Origin of the sequence: Halovulum marinum, assembly GCF_009697225.1 — a bacterium.
Classification (GTDB): Bacteria; Pseudomonadota; Alphaproteobacteria; order Rhodobacterales; family Rhodobacteraceae; genus Halovulum; species Halovulum marinum.
In genome coordinates, this window is the sequence record NZ_WIND01000012.1 from 44,339 (window position 1) to 60,256 (window position 15,918).

15 protein-coding genes and 1 pseudogene are annotated in these 15,918 nt (G+C 69.6%); 7 read left to right on the top strand and 9 right to left on the bottom strand.

Annotation, left to right across the window (positions count from 1 at the left end; all coding sequences use genetic code 11):
* Window positions 1–25: 25 nt before the first annotated feature.
* Both GE300_RS14230 and GE300_RS14235 read right to left on the bottom strand, forming a co-directional pair.
* Window positions 26–919: a sugar nucleotide-binding protein gene (locus GE300_RS14230; RefSeq protein WP_154447235.1), complete on the bottom strand. Its 894-nt coding sequence runs from the start codon at window positions 917–919 to the stop codon at window positions 26–28.
* 13 nt (window positions 920–932) lie between these two features.
* Complete coding sequence (locus GE300_RS14235) at window positions 933–1,424, bottom strand: YciE/YciF ferroxidase family protein (protein ID WP_154447236.1); 492 nt, start codon at window positions 1,422–1,424, stop codon at window positions 933–935.
* A gap of 203 nt (window positions 1,425–1,627) precedes the next feature.
* Between GE300_RS14235 and GE300_RS14240 the strand changes: the two genes are divergently transcribed.
* Both GE300_RS14240 and GE300_RS14245 read left to right on the top strand, forming a co-directional pair.
* Window positions 1,628–3,157: an HD domain-containing phosphohydrolase gene (locus GE300_RS14240; protein WP_154447237.1), complete on the top strand. Its 1,530-nt coding sequence runs from the start codon at window positions 1,628–1,630 to the stop codon at window positions 3,155–3,157.
* Window positions 3,158–3,247: 90 nt separating this feature from the next.
* On the top strand, window positions 3,248–3,748 hold the full coding sequence (locus GE300_RS14245) for a RidA family protein (protein ID WP_154447238.1): 501 nt from the start codon (window positions 3,248–3,250) through the stop codon (window positions 3,746–3,748).
* A 76-nt stretch (window positions 3,749–3,824) separates the two neighbouring features.
* Here the strand turns inward: GE300_RS14245 and GE300_RS14250 are convergent, their stop codons facing one another.
* From GE300_RS14250 to GE300_RS14260, 3 genes are all read right to left on the bottom strand, one after another.
* On the bottom strand, window positions 3,825–5,213 hold the full coding sequence (locus tag GE300_RS14250) for an MBL fold metallo-hydrolase (RefSeq protein ID WP_154447239.1): 1,389 nt from the start codon (window positions 5,211–5,213) through the stop codon (window positions 3,825–3,827).
* Window positions 5,214–5,276: 63 nt separating this feature from the next.
* A complete protein-coding gene (locus GE300_RS14255; RefSeq protein WP_154447240.1) occupies window positions 5,277–6,623 on the bottom strand; it encodes a sensor histidine kinase in 1,347 nt (448 codons plus the stop codon).
* Window positions 6,620–7,360 carry an alpha/beta fold hydrolase gene (locus tag GE300_RS14260; RefSeq protein ID WP_325063244.1) on the bottom strand — a complete coding sequence of 247 codons (741 nt, stop codon included), beginning with the start codon at window positions 7,358–7,360 and terminating at the stop codon, window positions 6,620–6,622. The genes GE300_RS14255 and GE300_RS14260 overlap by 4 nt, the downstream gene beginning before the upstream one ends.
* A 381-nt stretch (window positions 7,361–7,741) precedes the next feature.
* On the opposite strand from GE300_RS14260, the gene GE300_RS14265 reads away from it, so the two are divergent.
* The 3 genes from GE300_RS14265 (at window position 7,742) to GE300_RS14275 (ending at window position 10,867) form a co-directional block, all read left to right on the top strand.
* Window positions 7,742–8,848 (top strand): isocitrate/isopropylmalate dehydrogenase family protein, encoded by a 1,107-nt coding sequence (locus tag GE300_RS14265; protein WP_154447241.1) that lies wholly within the window; start codon window positions 7,742–7,744, stop codon window positions 8,846–8,848.
* Between the two features lie 123 nt (window positions 8,849–8,971).
* On the top strand, window positions 8,972–9,697 hold the full coding sequence (locus GE300_RS14270; protein WP_154447242.1) for a FadR/GntR family transcriptional regulator: 726 nt from the start codon (window positions 8,972–8,974) through the stop codon (window positions 9,695–9,697).
* Between the two features lie 138 nt (window positions 9,698–9,835).
* The gene (locus tag GE300_RS14275; RefSeq protein WP_154447243.1) at window positions 9,836–10,867 is read left to right on the top strand and encodes a hydroxyacid dehydrogenase; all 1,032 of its coding nucleotides are present in this window, start codon (window positions 9,836–9,838) and stop codon (window positions 10,865–10,867) included.
* Window positions 10,868–10,926: 59 nt separating this feature from the next.
* Here the strand turns inward: GE300_RS14275 and GE300_RS14280 are convergent, their stop codons facing one another.
* From GE300_RS14280 to GE300_RS14290, 4 genes and pseudogenes are all read right to left on the bottom strand, one after another.
* Window positions 10,927–11,673 carry an SDR family NAD(P)-dependent oxidoreductase gene (locus GE300_RS14280; protein ID WP_154447244.1) on the bottom strand — a complete coding sequence of 249 codons (747 nt, stop codon included), beginning with the start codon at window positions 11,671–11,673 and terminating at the stop codon, window positions 10,927–10,929.
* Between the two features lie 33 nt (window positions 11,674–11,706).
* The gene (locus GE300_RS14285; RefSeq protein ID WP_325063245.1) at window positions 11,707–13,065 is read right to left on the bottom strand and encodes a heparinase II/III domain-containing protein; all 1,359 of its coding nucleotides are present in this window, start codon (window positions 13,063–13,065) and stop codon (window positions 11,707–11,709) included.
* A gap of 10 nt (window positions 13,066–13,075) precedes the next feature.
* Window positions 13,076–13,306 (bottom strand): annotated as a pseudogene (locus tag GE300_RS23080) (ATP-binding cassette domain-containing protein); the annotation flags it as partial.
* Window positions 13,307–13,335: 29 nt separating this feature from the next.
* On the bottom strand, window positions 13,336–14,124 hold the full coding sequence (locus GE300_RS14290; RefSeq protein WP_154447245.1) for a GntR family transcriptional regulator: 789 nt from the start codon (window positions 14,122–14,124) through the stop codon (window positions 13,336–13,338).
* A gap of 136 nt (window positions 14,125–14,260) precedes the next feature.
* Here GE300_RS14290 and GE300_RS23720 point away from each other — a divergent pair, with 136 nt between their 5' ends.
* Together GE300_RS23720 and GE300_RS14300 are read left to right on the top strand one after the other, a co-directional pair.
* Window positions 14,261–15,511 (top strand): enolase C-terminal domain-like protein, encoded by a 1,251-nt coding sequence (locus GE300_RS23720; protein ID WP_325063246.1) that lies wholly within the window; start codon window positions 14,261–14,263, stop codon window positions 15,509–15,511.
* 24 nt (window positions 15,512–15,535) lie between these two features.
* A complete protein-coding gene (locus tag GE300_RS14300; RefSeq protein ID WP_154447246.1) occupies window positions 15,536–15,883 on the top strand; it encodes a cupin domain-containing protein in 348 nt (115 codons plus the stop codon).
* Window positions 15,884–15,918: the final 35 nt, after the last annotated feature.

A 15,918-nucleotide genomic window follows, 5' to 3' on the forward strand; every position in this document is an offset into this window, starting at 1 on the left:
CTGCCGGCGGATCGGGCCGGCGGCGTCAGCGGGGCGCCGCAGCGCCGAACCGGCTGGCGAGCGACTCCCCGATGGCGCGCGGCGCGACGCCGGCCTCGGCCAGCCCCGGCCGATCCGGCGACGCGACCTTGTCCTGCTGCATCAACGCGACCTGGTCCCGGGTCAGCGGCGGCCCCGGCAACAACTCGGCGCCGCGCGCGGCGGCGTGCCACAGCGCGAACGGCACCGGCACCAGACGCGGATTGCGCCCCGCGGCCGCGGCGACCTGCTGCACGATGGCGCGGTAGGTCTTGATCTCGGGGCCGGCGCATTCGAACACCGCCGGCTCCGTGCTCCGTGTCAGCCGGCAGATGGCCTCGGCGGCGTCGCTGGCGTGCACCGGCTGCAGCCGGGTCTCGCCGCGCCCGAACAGCGGAAACACCGGCGATCGCTGCAGCACGTCCAGCACCTGCCGGACCAGCCCGCCATGGGCGGAGAACAGCACCGAGAGGCGGACGATCACCGCCCGGTCATGCACCGCGCGCACCGCCTGCTCGCCGGCGCCGCGGGCGCGCACATACCGCTGCACGGATTGCGGATCCGCGCCGATCCCCGACACGTGCACCAGCGTCGCCCCGAACCGCGCGGCCGCAACGGCCACGTTCCGCGCCCCCGAGACGTGAACATCCGCGTACCCGAGGCTGCGCGTCGGCGCATAGAGGCTGACCGCGTTCACCACGGCGGCCGAGCCCTCCACCGCCCGCGCGACGGTCTCGGAATCGGTGACGTCCGCCTGCATCCGCTCCGCTCCGAACCCGGGCGGCGCGGCATCGGGGTGGCGCGCGGCGATGCGCACGCAAGTGCCGTCCTGCCCGCCGAGCGCGCGGACGATCCGCCGGCCCAGGTAGCCCGAGCCGCCGAAGACGGTGACCCGCTCCATGCCGGCCGCTGCCTCAGGCTGCGGCCTGCGGGTTCACCACGTCCTCGGCAAGCCGCGACAGCCGCGCGTCGGCGGCCTTGTGCTGCTCCAGGATCTCGGCGAACGCGCTGGCGTCCTGCTCGTGGCCGAGCCGCCGCGCCCAGCTGGCCAGCGTGCCCAGCACCGCCATCTCGTAATGCTCGATGCGCTGCAGCGACGCGATCAGCGCGGCATCGCCAAGACCGTCCCGGCCGACCATCCCGGTCCATTTCCGCGTCTCGTCCAGGATCGCGCGCATCGACCCGTCGCTGTGGCGCTCGCCGCCGGTGTCGTGCGCCCGGAACAGCTGTTCCAGCCGGGCGCGGTGGCTTTCGGTTTCCCCGGCGTGGGTGTCCATCGCCGTCGCCAGCGGCCGGGTCGTCGCGCGCGCAGCCAGGTCGCGCAGGGTCCCGGCGACCTGCGCCTCGGCGGAAAGCAGTTCCTCGAACTCGGCGAGGTACAGCTTGCGGAAATTGTCGATATCCATATCGAACGCTCCGGTTTCTGTGGCTAGAGTCCGTTCAACAGCCCCAGGTCCGCAATGTTCCCCGGCGCGGGGGGCACGAACCCCGCCAGGGTCGCGCCGAAAGGCCGTGGCTGGGTCGGCCTGCCGACGGTTGCGGACGACACTCTCGGCGGATCGCCCCGAAGCGGCTAGACTGGCGCGACCGTGACAGTGGGGAGGATCGGATGGGGTGGAGACTTGCGGAGATACTCGGGGCGCTGTCGCTGGCGACCGACCTGTCGGCGGGAAATCCACCCGGCACGTCGCTGTCGGCGACCGTCATCGCGGTGCGGATCGGGCACAGGATGGGGCTGTCGCCCGAGGACCTCTCGGCGCTCTACTACGCCGGCCTGCTGCGGTTCATCGGCTGCACCTCGACCTCGTCCGAGACGGCCGAGATCGCACTCGGCGACGAGCTGACCGGCTATCTTGCGCTGACCCGCGCGGATCTTGCGGATCCTGCCAGCGCCCGTGCCGAACTCGAGGCGATCTTCGCACCGGACCGGCCGATGGAGGAGAAACAGGCGCTGATCGACATGATCGTGGGGATGGGCCCCGAGGTCATGGCGCTGGGCATGCCGCATTGCCGTCAGGCGGTCGCGATTGCCCGGCGGCTGCCGGTGCCGGCGGCGGTGACGGCGATCCTGCAGCACCTGGAATCGCGCTGGGACGGCCAGCACCCGGTGCATCCGGCCGGCCCCGACCTTCTGCCGCAGACCCGGCTGATCGAATTCGCCGTCGTCGCCGAGCTGCACCGGCGCGCCGGCGGCGCGGTATCGATGATCGAGTGCGCCCGCGCCCGCCGCGGCGGGCAGTTCGACCCCGAGGTTGTGGACCGGTTCCTGGCCGACCCCGCGCAGATCCTCGCCGGCCTCGGCCCGGCGCAGGAATGGGACAGCTTTCTTGCCGCCGAGCCGGGCGCGCCGCGCCTGACCGGCCGGCGCGGGCTGCGGCAGGCATCCGAGGCGCTGGCCGATTTCACCGACCTGAAAAGCCCCTGGTTCACCGGCCATTCGCGCCGCGTCGCCGGGCTGGCGCTGCGCGCGGCGACGGCGGCGCAGGACGACGAGGATGCGTGCCAGGCGGTCTTCGACGCCGGGCTGCTGCACGACATCGGCAAGAACGCGATCCCGAACGGCATCTGGGACAAGCCGGGGCCGCTGACCCGCTTCGAGGAGGCGCAGGCGCTGAACTGCACCCTCTACACCGAGCAGATCCTGCGCATGACGCCGGTGTTCGATCCGGTGTGCGAAGCCGCCTGCTCGGTCCACGAGCGGCGCGACGGCTCGGGCAGCCACCGCCGGATGCGGCTGCCCGACGGCGGCGCCGCGGTGCTGGCGGCGGCGAACCTCTACGACGATCTGACCAACGACAAGCCCACCGGCCCGGCGCACACGCCGGGGGACGCGGCCGAGATCCTGCTGCGCGAGGTGCACGCCGGCAGGCTGCCGCACCGCGAGACGCGCATCGTGCTGGACAATGCCGGGCTGGCGTCCCGCGCCACGCCGGTCTGGCCGGACGGGATGACCGACCGCGAGGCCGACGTGCTGCGCGAGCTGGCACGCGGCCGCAGCAACAAGGATATCGCGCGCAGCTTGGGCATCTCGCCCAAGACCGTCGACAACCACCTGCAGAACCTCTACCCGAAGATCGGCGCCGAGACACGGACGGCGGCGGCGCTCTACGCGATGCAGAACGGTCTCTTCTCGATCTAGGGCATCTTCCCTATGGGGACCGGGCCGCGCCCTGCGTAGCGTTGTTCGCGTGCAAGAAGATGCACGCCGACGCAAGGACAGGAGCAACCCATGCGGAATTCGTTAGCATTTTCAGCCTCGATCGCCGGCGCGATCGCGCTTGCCGCCGTTTCCGCAACCGCCATGGAGGACAACCTGATGAAACGCACGTCGATCAACCCGGTCAGCTGGGGCGCGAGCTATGCCATGGACCAGGGCGAGATCACCGAAGGCGCCAGCCGGGTGTTGCGGACCTCGGGGCAGGTCGCGTTCAAGGACGATCCCGAAAGCGAGTTCGGCGTCGCGATCACCAATGCCGGCAACCTGCGCGGTCAGATCGAGGACTCGCTGGCCAACATCGACGCCGTCCTGCAGGAAGCCGGGATGGGCCGCGAGGACATCGTCCACATCCATTTCTTCACCACCGATGTCGACGGCTTTCTGGAGAATTACGACGTCTACATGGGCTGGATCGATCCCGCCGGCATCCGCCCGCCGCAATCGCTGCTCGGGGTCAGCCGGCTGGTGTTCCCCGATCTGCTGGTCGAGATCGAAGTGACGGCCGCGAAATAGCGCCGTTCCGGCTGCGATGCGCCCCGGGCGCGCGGCTCGCCCGCGGCCGGGGCATCGCCGCGGCCGGCGGCAGCGGTCAGTCCGCGTCCTCGACCGGGTAGTCGGCGGCGCGCCATGCCTTCCAGCTTCCGGGCACGTTCCTGACGTCGAACCCGTTCGCCGCCAGGATGCTTGCGCCGATGCTCGCGCGGAACCCGCTGGCGCAGTAGGTGGCGTAGCGCGCTTTCCGGTCGAGCCGGTCCAGCGTCTCGGGCAGCTCGCCCAGAAACGCGTGCCGCGCGCCCGGCACATGGCCGTCGTTCCACTCGTCGGGCTTGCGCACGTCGAGCGGCACGACGCCGCCGGCGTCCTTCAGTTCGTGTACCGGCATCTGCGGGATCTGCGCCAGCCTGCGGCCGGCCTCGCGCCAGGCGCCGATCCCGCCGGCGAGGTAGCCGCCGAAGCGGGTGAAGCCGGTGCGCCACAGCAGGCAGGACACCTCGGGCAGGTTGCTGTCGTCGTTCATCACCAGATGGATCGGCCGCTCGGGGTCGAGCAGCCAGCCGGCCCAGACCGACAGCTCGGGACGGGCGGCGATGTTCAGGCTGCCCGGCACATGGCCCGCGCCGAAGGCCAGCATGTCGCGCACGTCGAGTATCTGCGCGCCGTCCGCGGCGATCCCGGCCAGCGCGTCCACCGACAGCGGCGGCACCTTCGGCAGGTTGCCCAGCACTTCGGGGCCGCCGGCGTTAACCTTCTTCAGGCGTGGATAGTGGGTCGGCACCGGCGGCGCGTTCTCGGTCATGACGCGCTTGAACTCGTCCAGATCGCCGATCCGGGCATAATCGTTGACCTGCCGCTCGTAGCCGATCGTGCTGGACATCCGGTCGCCTATGTCGGGCCCGCAGTCCGAGCCCGCGCCGTGGCAGGGATACAGGATCACGTCGTCGTCCAGGCCCAGGAACTTGTCCCGCACGGTGTGGAACAGCCGTTCGGTCAGCTCCTCGGTGCGCTCGTCGCCCAGCAGGTCGGGGCGGCCGACGCTGTCGACGAAGAAGGCATCGCCGCTGAGCACCCCCCAGGGCTTTTCCCGATCGCCGTCGAACAGCAGATAGGACAGGTGTTCGGGCGTGTGACCGGGGGTGAACAGCGCACGCATCCGCAGCCCGCCGAAGGCGAACTCGTCGCCGTCGCGCACCGGCTGATGCGCAAAGCCGTAGTCGGCGCCGCCCTCGACGCTGACGCACAACTTCGCCTGCCCGCCCAGCCGGTCGACCAACTCGCGCGCGCCGCTCAGGAAATCGGCGTGGATGTGGGTCTCGAAGACATGGGTGATTGCCATCCCGAAACGCCGGGCGGTTTGCAGGTAGATCTCGACGTCGGGCCGCGGGTCGACCACCGCGCACACATGCGCGGCGTCATCGCCCAGCAGATAGGAACATTCCGACACCCCGTCGGCGAGGATCTGTTCGAAACGCAAGGTCATGGCATCGCCTCCTGCCTCCCGAACGCCGCGGGAGACGGGTTGTTCCGCCGCCCCGCCCGCCGGTCAGCCGCTCGACCGGTCGCCGGGGATCAGCACGATCTGGCACCTGAAGCCCTCGCGCGGGTAATCGAAGCGGACCTCGCCGCCGAGGTCCATCCCCAGGACGAGGCGGATCATCCGCGTGCCGAAGCCTTCGCGCGTCGGCGGCGAAACCTCGGGGCCGCCGCACTCGACCCAGCCGATGCGCAGGCGTCTTTCGGGCCCCTGGCCTTCCCAGTCGCAGCGCACCTCGACCTGGCCTGCGGGCCGGGACAGCGCCCCGTACTTCAGGGCGTTGGTGACCATCTCGTGCAGCGCCATCGACAGGGCGGTGGCCTGCCGCGCCGACAGCTCGATGTCCGGCGCGGCATAGCGGAAGCGGTCGCCGCCGCCCGCTTCGCGCTTGGCGAAATCGAGCAACTGGCGCAGCCCCGCGCCGGTCCATTCCGACCGCGACAGCGCGTCGTTGGCCTGCGCCAGCGCCTGAAGCCGGGCGATGAAGACCTGGCCGTGGTCGACCGGCAGCGTTTGCCGGGCGATGCCGCTGACCATGGTCAGGACATTGTTCACGCGGTGCCGCATTTCGCCGACCATCACTTCCAGGCGCCGCTCGGCCGCCTTGCGTTCGGTGACGTCGCGCAGCACCACGGACCAGTCCGGTCGCGCGTGCGGCTGGTCGCGCCGGAATATCGGCGCAAGCGTCACCTCGAACTCGCTGCCGGTGGCGTACCGCGCTTCGAAGGTGGTCTCGGCCCGCGCGTCCCGCGCCTGCCGGAACCAGTCGGTCATGCCCTCGAAGGGAATGACGTCCGCGACCGCGCGCTCGAGAACGCTCGACGCCGGATGCCCGAACTGCCGCTCGGCCCCGGGATTCCAGTTCGTGATCCGGCCGGCGGGGTCGGTGCGCAGGATGGCGTTGGGCGAGCTGCGCACGATCGCCGCCAGCTCGTCCGCCTCGCGCGTGGCGTTGCGCAACTCCTCCTCGTAGCGGTGACGCTCGCGCGCGTCGAAGATGGTGTAGTCGAACCGGGTCGCCGCGCCGGCCGCGTCGAACCGCCCCACCCCGCTCAGCAGCACGGGCCGCGGCGGGCCGCCTGCGACCTGCAGCCTGCACGAGATCTCGCGCACATGCCCCTGCAGGCGCATCATCGGCGCCATGTGGGTCTCGTAGAACAGCCGCAGCGCCGGGGTGAACAGGTCCGTCAGCCGCAGGCTCAGCAGCTCCGTCGCCTCCCGCCCGAGCCAGCGCTCCAGCGTGCTGTTGACGTATTGCAGGCGGCCGTCGGGGTCGGTAACCGCGATGCCGCAGGGGGCATCGTGAACAAGGTCCGCGGCAACCCTGTCGCGCGGGCCGACACCTTCCGCCGTCATGCAGCTTGCCGCAGATATTCCTGCATTGCGGCCACCACGTCGTCGGGAACGGTCATGTGCGGACAGTGCCCGGTTGCGCGCAGCACCTTCAGCGTCGCGCCGGGAACATGGCGCTGCATCCACTCCGCCACCTGCATCGGGACCAGCGCGTCATCGTCGCAATGCAGGATCAGCGCCGGGCGAGCGGCGCCGGCCATGTCGTCGATGCAGTCGGCGAAGAAGGTGACGCGGCCGAAATGCGCGGCGATCTCGGGGTCGGTGCGGCAGAAGCTCTGCGTCAGCTCGACGGCTGCGGACCCGTCGGCGGGCTGGCCGGCGACGGTCGGCGCCATCTGCGCCGACCAGCCGAGGTGGTTTTCCTGGAGCAGATCGATCAACCCCTCCAGATCCTTCCGGCTGAACCCGCCGCGGTAACCCCGTTCCGGGTGGTCCAGGAACGACGGGGTGGGCGAGACCAGCACGGTGCGGGCGATCCTGTCGGGCGCGCGGTTCGCCGCGAGCACGGCGATGCTGGCCCCGATCGAGTGGCCGACCAGCGTCACGTCCGACAGCTCCAGGGCGCCGATGATCTGCAGCAGATCGTCGGCGTGTGCCTGCAACTCGGCGTATTTCCGAAAGTCATAGGCCGACAGATCCGACCGGCCCATACCGGTCAGATCATAGGTCACGACCCTTTCGAACGACGGGGTGACCCGCCGCCACATGGTCTGGTCGCAACCGTAGCCATGAACGAACACCAGCGGAGGCTTTCCCTCCGGACCGGAATCCACAACGCAATTTCGGTCCAGAATCGTCATTCCGCCCCCCGGGATGTCGCGGTGCAACCTTAGGGCAGCAAGTCCGGCGGAACCACTGCAATTGGCATCCCCGGTGCGCGGCGCGTCGTCATCTGTCGAACCGGCCACATATGCTGGCACGGTCGCGCCGGAAGTCGCGCCCGCGCGTCCCAATCTTCGGCGGCAATGTACGGCTGGCGTTCCATGCTGCCGCAATGTATACGTTATGAAATTATCTGGCGCACGCCTCCTCGGAAACCGGCGGCCCGAATGGGCTTCCGGGCTTCACGACCGGAACCGACGGCCTGGCGCCGGTGGAGATATAACGCCATGGGACACCAGATGAAAATCGCACTGATCAGGGGTGACGGCATAGGTGTCGACGTGGCCGACGCGGCGATGGCCGTCGTGGCGGCGGCGCTGGTGAAATCCGGCGCGCCCGCGCTGCGCCTCGACGAGATCGCCGCCGGCGCCGGCTGCTTCGCGGAAACCGGCCGCGACATCGAGCCGGGCGGCGAAGAGCGCGCCGGCGCGGCGGATGCGATCTTCCTGGGCGCGATCGGGCTGCCGTCGATCCGCCATGCCGACGGGACCGAGATCAGCCCGCACCTGCGCCTGCGCGACCGGTTCGGGCTGTACGCGGGGGTGCGCCCGGTCAGGGCCTATCCCAACGCGCCGCAACGCCTGGCCGATCCGCGCGCGGCGGGCATCGACATGGTGATCCTCCGCGAATCGACCGAAGGGCTGTTCTATTCCGCCGCTGCCCATGGCCGCAGCGACATCCGCGGCGACGACGAGGTCCGCGACACCCTGCGCATCACGCGCGCCACGACCGAGAAGCTGCACCGCTTCGCCTTTGGTCTGGCGCGCAAGCGCAAGGCGCGCGGCCGGCCGGGACGCGTGACCTGCGTCGACAAGGCGAACGTGTTCGCCTCGATGGCGTTCTTCCGCAAGATCTTCGACGAGATCGCGCCGCAGTTCCCGGACATCGCCGCGGCCCATGCCTATGTCGACGCGCAGGCGCTGAACCTGATCCGCGCGCCGTGGGAGGCGGACGTGCTGGTGATGGAAAACATGTTCGGGGACATCCTGTCGGATCTGGCCGGCGGCCTGGTCGGCGGCATGGGCATGGCCGCCTGCGCCGAGATCGGCGACACCACCGGCCTGTTCCAGCCGGCGCACGGCTCGGCCCCCGACATCATCGGGCAGGACAAGGCCAATCCGCTGGCCGCGATCCTGTCGGGCGCGCTGATGCTGGACTATCTCGCCGAGAAATCCGGCGACGGCAGCCATGCCGCCGCGGCCGCCCGGATCGAGCGCGCGGTCGAGGCCGGCTTCGCGGCCGATCGCCTGCGCCCGGTGGAGTTCGGCGGCGACATGGGCACGCTGGCGGTGACCGCCGAGGTGCTCCGGCTGGTCGACGCCGGCGCGGCCGCGGAGACCGCGTGATCCCGCGTGGTCGTGCGGCGCGCTTCGCGAAACATCGGCGGATGCTGCGACTTGGGGCTTTATCCGTCCGCCGATCCGGCTAAAAGGGGGCGCTATCGCCAACGGCAGAACAAAGAGCGGCCGATGACATCGTTGGACACGGATCAGCTGGGACAGGGCCGCAGGCAGGGACGCACGCTCGCCGACCAGGCCTACGAGCGGATCCTGGCGATGATCGTCGAGAAGAAAGTCGCGATCGGCGACAAGCTTCCGACCGAGAAGGAGCTTTGCGCCGAGCTCGAGGTCTCGCGCCCGGTGCTGCGGCGCGCAATGGACCGGCTGCGCGAGGACGGGGTCATCGTCTCGCGTCAGGGTTCCGGCTCGTTCGTCAACCGCCGCCCCGACGAGGCGGCGCTGAGGTTCGCCCCCGCCGGCTCCATCGCCGACATCCAGCGCGTGTTCGAGTTCCGCGCCGCCATAGAGAGCGAGGCGGCCTTTCTGGCCGCCCAGCGCCGCACCGAGGCCGAGCTGAAGGATCTGAAGACGGCGCTGGCGGCGCTCGACAGGTGCATCGAGACCGGCGCGCTGGGCGTGGCCGAGGACGACACCTTCCACCGCCTGATCTGCGTGGCCGGCGACAACCAGTTCCTGACCGCGGCGCGCAATTCGATGAAGGCCAACATCCTGACCGGCATCAACCTGACCCGGAACCTGTCGCTGACCAAGACCGCCGAGCGGCTGCAGCTGGTCCAGGCCGAGCACTACGCGATCGTCGACGCGATCGAGCGCCGCGAACCCGAGGCCGCGCGGCAGGCGATGCGCGCGCACATCGAGAACGCCCGCCGCCGGATGTTCGGCGGAACGCCCTGACGCGCCGCCGCATTTTGTGCTTTTCCGTCACTTCCGAACCTACTAAATAGTAACAAGTTCATTCCTGCCCCGCGCCTGCCCCGCAGGCGGCCGGCCGCGTGCGCGGCGCGGCCGGGGGCCTGCCTGCGAGGATCCACCATGACCGAGACCAGCCACGACACCGGTGCGCGGGCGGCCATCGCGCTGTTCGTGACCGAGCCCGTCCGCCGCAAGATGTTTCCCGCGCCGGCGCTCGAGCGGGTCGGCGTGCTGGGCGAGCTGCGCGAGGTTCCGGTGGACGCGATGACGCCCGAGGCCGCGCTCGACGCCATCGCCGGTTGCGACGCGGTGCTGTCCGGGTGGCGCTCGCCGGCGCTGACCGAGGCGTTTCTGGCCGCCCATGACCGGCCGCGCTTTGTCGGCTACATCGGCGCCAGCATCCGCCACATGATGCCCACCGCGGCCATCGAATCCGGCCGCCTGACGGTCAGCCACGCCGCCATTCCCATCGCCGCGGCGGTCGCCGAGTTCACCCTCGCGCAGATGCTGGAACATCTGAAGCGCACCCGCGCGCAGGACCAGCAGATGCGCAGCCGGCGCGACTGGTTCGAGTTGCGCGAGGCCTACGTCGGCCGCCAGCTGGGCGCGCAGACCGTGGGCATCGTCGGCGCCGGCTATGTCGGCCGGCTGGTGATCCGGCTGCTCGCCGCGTTCGGCTGCGACATCCTGGTCTACGATCCGTACCTGCCGGAGGACCGGGCGCGCGAGCTGGGCGTCCGGCCGGGAACCCTGGACGAGGTGATGGCGGGCAGCGACATCGTCTCGCTGCACGCGCCGGTGCTGCCCGAGACGCGGCACATGATCGACGCCGGCCGGATCGCGCTGCTGCGCGACGGCGGCCTGCTGATCAACACCGCGCGCGCCGCGATCGTGGACGAGGCGGCGCTGGCCGAGGCGCTGCGCACGCGCGACATCACCGCGGCGATCGACGTGTTCGCCGACGAGCCGCTGCCGCCCGACAGCCCGTTCCGCACCCTGCCGAACGCGATCCTGTCGCCCCACACCGCCGGCCACACCTGGGAGACCTATCTGCAGCAGGGGAACATGGTGGTGGACGAGCTGGAACGTTTCCTCTCCGGTCAGCCGCTGCGCCACCAGGTGACGCCGGCGATGCTGAAGACCATGGCCTGAGACGAAAAAGACCGGCCCCGGGGGGGCCGGCCCAGTGGACCGGTCGGTCCTGGGAGAACTCAGGAAAACAGCGTGCCGCCGTTGATGTCGACGCAGGTGCCGGTGATGAAGGCCGCCTCGTCCGAGGCCAGATAGCAGGCCAGGTTGGCGACGTCTTCCGAAGTGCCCTCGCGCTTCAGCGGGGTGTTGCCGGCGACCGCCTTGCGCACCTCGGGCTTGGTGAAGATGTTGTGGAAATCGGTGTCGATCATGCCGGGGCACAGCGCGTTGACGCGGATCTTCGGCCCCAGTTCCTTCGCCATGCCGCGGGTCATCGTCATCACCGCGCCCTTGGCCGCGCCATAGGCGATCGCACCCGGCCCGGCACCGTCGCGACCCGCCTGCGAGGCCAGGTTCACGATCGCCCCGCCCTCGCCCAGATGCGGCAGCGCCGCCTGCACCAGCAGCAGCGTCGAGGTCACGTTGACCGCCATGACGGCGTTCCAGTGCTCCAGCGTCATCTCGGGGATGGTCTTGCGCGCCAGGATGCCGCCGGTGTTGTTGATGACGATATCGACCGAACCGAACTCGGCCACCGCCGCATCGACCAGCGCCTTGACGGCGTCGGGGTCGGTCATGTCGCCGGCCCTGGCGATGGCCTTGCCACCGGCGTCCCGGATCAGCCGAACCGCCGTCTCGGCGCCGTCGGCGGACTTGTGGTAGTTCAGCACCACGTTCGCGCCCGCCCTGGCCAGGCGTATCGCGCAGGCGGCGCCGATATCGCGCCCTGCCCCGGTGACGATGGCGGTCTTGCCTGAAAGGTCCATGGAATTCTCCTGTTTTGTCGGAAGGTTGCCGGTTCAGGCCTTGGCCAGCTTCTGAACCACGATCTTGAAGCTGCGCTCATCCGCATCGGTGAAATAGAGGTCGCAGTCGTAGCCCTGGTCGTCGAGGAAGTGGAACACGCGGCGCGGCGCGGCCAGTGAATACGGCACCAGCAGCGTCGCGATCCGGTGGCGGGTGGCCGCCGGGTAGGACGCCGTCAGGCAGGTGCTGACCGGCAGCCCCTCGTATTCCGATGGCTCGACGCCGGGAAAGCCGGTCTCCTGGCTGAGCTTCGCCGCCCCGCCCTCGGACCACAGCACCTGACCGTAGAAGCCCGCCTTCTGCCCGGTGTAGCGGAACGAGGTCTCGCCGAGGCTGAACCGGTCGTTGGCGTGCAGCAGCCAGTCGACGGTCACCGGCGTCTCGGCATCGACGCTGTCGACGATCACAAAGTACTGGTCATGGACGAAATAGACCTCGCGCTCGGCGCGCGTCACCCCGGGGGTCAGCGAGCGGTAGGCGGCGGTCGCGTCGTCCTTGATGTAGATGTGGTCGTCGCGTTCCTCGGCGGTCAGGATCCGGCCGGTCGCCTGCATCGCGCGGGCCTTGTCCTTGTCGGCGTACTGGCCCTTGCCGTCGATCAGGATCGCGTTCTTGGACCGGGTCTGCCGCCGCCATCCCTGATGCATCGAGCTGTTGAAGGCGACGTAGTGCCCCGACTGGATCGCCAGATCCTCGCCGAACCCGGCCAGGCAGAACGCGTTCTGGTCGCCGTGGCTGTGGCTGATCGAGCCATAGGGCGAGGCCTTCATCACGAACTGGATGTGCTGATCCGGATCGTCCATACGGTGCTGGATCGCGGCCCATCCGATGCCTTTGAACCAGCGCAGCTTGTCCATCCGGGCGGGCGGCACCTCGTCGATCAGCGGCCAGTCGTGGCGGTAGGTCATCTCGTCGAAGTTCAGATCCCACCAGCCGTAGTTGTAGAACGCCATCTCGGTGCCGGGATCGTTGCGCTTCACCTCTTCGTAGTACCACTGGTACGCGGTATTGCCGGTGACACCGGCGAACTGGCGCAGGTTGTAGCCGACCTTCAGGCAGGGCAGATCGCCCATGGTGCTGTCGTCGCCAAAGGTCGCGCGGCGGGTGTCCGGCGCCTTGGTGTACAGCGGAAAATCCCCGGTCTTCTGGAAGAACGGCCGCTCGTACAGGTTCAGCCCGGTGAAGGTCTTCAGCAGGTTGGCGGCCTCGACCAGATAGGCCATGCCGGTCATCCAGTAGTGCGGCCCCTCGGCCCAGCCGCCGTCGGCGTCGCCCCAGGGCGAGTACACGGTGAACAGGAACTCGATCGAGTAATCCAGCCACTCCCGCGCCTCGGGTTCTTCGCCCAGCATGGCGATGCAGCACGTCGCGGTCCTTGGGCGCGACCCGGTTCATCACCCGATCGCCGATGGTCAGCGTCCCGTCCGAGATCTCCTCCAGCCCGGCGATCATCCGCAGGGTGGTGGATTTGCCGCAGCCCGACGGGCCGACGAGCACGACGAATTCGCGCGGCTTCACTTCCAGGTCGATGGCGTGCACGACCTGGATCGCGCCATAGCGCTTGACGATCTTGTCCAGTCTGAGACCCGACATCTTTCCTCCCGTTTTGTTGTTGCCCCGCCTCAGCGGAGGCGTGGCCTCGGTCGTTCGGCGTTCAGCCGCTCGATGTTCTCGATCAGCCCCGGCGCGGACCAGATCACGTCCGCCTCCTGCTCCAGCGAGCCGACATGCGCGACCAGCGCCGCCTCGGCGGCGTCCGGCTCGCCGCTGCGGATCGCCGCCACCAGGTCCTGGTGCTGGGCCAGGATCACCGGTCCGCGCTGCAGGGTGCAGATCCGCTTCAGGTGGCGCACCCGGTACAGCTCGGTCTGCGCGCGGCGCGCGGTCTCCCACACGCCGCTGATCCCGGCCATGTCGAAGATCCCCTGGTGCAGGTGCTCGTCGAGGGCGAAGAACAGGTCGTAGTCCTTTTCCGACAGCGCCCGCTCCTGCCGCTCCATCACCCGGTCGATCGGGTCGAGCGGCTGTCCGGCACGCGCCATGGCGGCGGCGCGCCTGACCGCGCCGGTTTCCAGATGCAGCCGGATGAAGAAGGCGTCGAAGTACTTTTCGATCCGGATCGGCGCAACGAAGGTCCCGCTTTTCGGAACAATGTTGACAAGTCCGGCGGCTTCCAATCGGATCAGCGCCTCGCGCACCGGCGTCTTGCTGGCGTCGAAGGCCGCCGACAGCGCGCTTTCCGAGATCTTCTGCCCGGGCAGCAGCCGCACGGTGATGATCAGCCGCCGAACCGATTCGACGATCTGGTGTACCAACGGTTTCTCGGCCACCAGCTTCACGTCGCTCAGCAGCTTCGACACGGATTCCTGCTCGATCGAGGCAAGTCCACTGGCCTGATCCAGATCCACCATGTCGCGCGTTCCCTCCCCGGGACGATTTCTGATATCTTAGTTTTCCGAACTGGTATCTTAGTTTTGACAGCGGATCAAGATTAATGTTTACAAATCGTCACGGCCGTAGCATCAGCGGCGAAAAACGGAGGCAGCAGTGAAGATTACCGATGTGCGCATCACGCCCGTGGCGGTGCCGGACGTTCCGGTGCTGAACGTCAAGGGCGTGCACCAGCCCGTGTTCCTGCGCTCGATCATCGAGATCGACACCGACGGCGGGCTGACCGGCCTGTCCGAGACCTACGGCGCGCGCCGCACGCTCGACGGGCTGCGCCGCGCCGCCGACGCCCTGGTCGGGCTGGACCCGTTCGATCTGAACGGGCTGGCGCGCCGCGTGGACGCGGCGCTTCCGGACGCCGGCGGGATCAACGCCCCCACCGCGCTGGCCGACCACAAGCTGATCGACGTGGTCTACGGCGCCTTCGAGGTTGCGCTGCTGGACATCCAGGGCAAGCACCTGTCGCGCCCCGTGTGCGACCTGCTGGGCGGCACGCTGCGCGACTCCATCCCCTTCGCCGGCTACCTGTTCTTCAAGTTCGCCAAGCCCGCCGAACAGCCGGGCGCGGATCTGTTCGGCGAGGTGATGACCCCCGACGCGCTGGTCGCGCAGGCCCGCCGCTTCGTCGCCGACCACGGCTTCCGCTCGCTCAAGCTGAAGGGCGGCGTGCTGGAGCCCGCGCAGGAGGTCGAGACGATGCGCAAGCTGCAGGCGGCCTTCCCCGGCCTGCCGCTGCGCATCGACCCGATGGGAGCATGGGCGCCGGAGACCGCGATCGCCCTGGCGCAGGATCTGGACGGAGTGCTGGAATACCTGGAGGATCCCGCGCCCGGCATGGACGGCATGGCGCAGGTCGCGGCGCGCAGCCCGGTGCCGCTGGCCACGAATCTGGTCGTGACCGAACTGCCGCACGTCTTCGAGGCGCACCGCAAGGGCGCGGTGCAGATCGTGCTGAACGACCACCACTACTGGCGCGGCATGACCGGCGCGGTGCGCCTGGGGCACGTCTGCGGCGCGGCGGGCATGGGCGTGGCGATGCACTCGAACTCGCACCTGGGCATCAGCATGGCGGCGATGCTGCACGTCGCCGCCTGCACGCCCGGCCAGACGTACGACTGCGACACCCACTACCCCTGGGTCCGCGACGAGGTGATCGCGGGGGGCAAGTTCGCCTTCCGCGACGGCCGGATCCCCGTGCCGCGCGGCCCCGGACTGGGCGTAAAGATCGACCCCGACGCGCTGGCCCGCCTGGCCGCGCTGTACCGCGAGCAGGGCGTGCGGGACCGCGACGACACCGACGAGATCCGCAAGTACCTGCCCGACTTCGAGCGGCGCATCCCGCGCTGGTAGCGCCCATCAACCGAAGGAGACGAGATGACCAAGCCGACCGACGATGCCCCTTCGGGCTGGATGCCCTCCGGCCCCGGCGCACAGCGGCGCATCCTGTGCCAGAACCCGGACCTGATGATGGTCGAGTTCCGCTTCGAGACGGGCGGCGAAGGACTGCCGCACAGCCACCCGCACACGCAGACCACCTATGTCGCCAGCGGCGCGTTCCGGTTCACCGTGGCGGGGGACACGCGGGTGTTGAACCCGGGCGACAGCGTACTGATCCCGCCCGGGGCCGAACATTCCTGCCTCTGCCTGGAAGGCGGCGCGCTGATCGACGCGTTCAGCCCGCGACGGGACGATTTCATGCGTGAACACGGCTGGGCCGATTAGGCCGACACGGCACGCCACGACACGAAGTCGCTTTC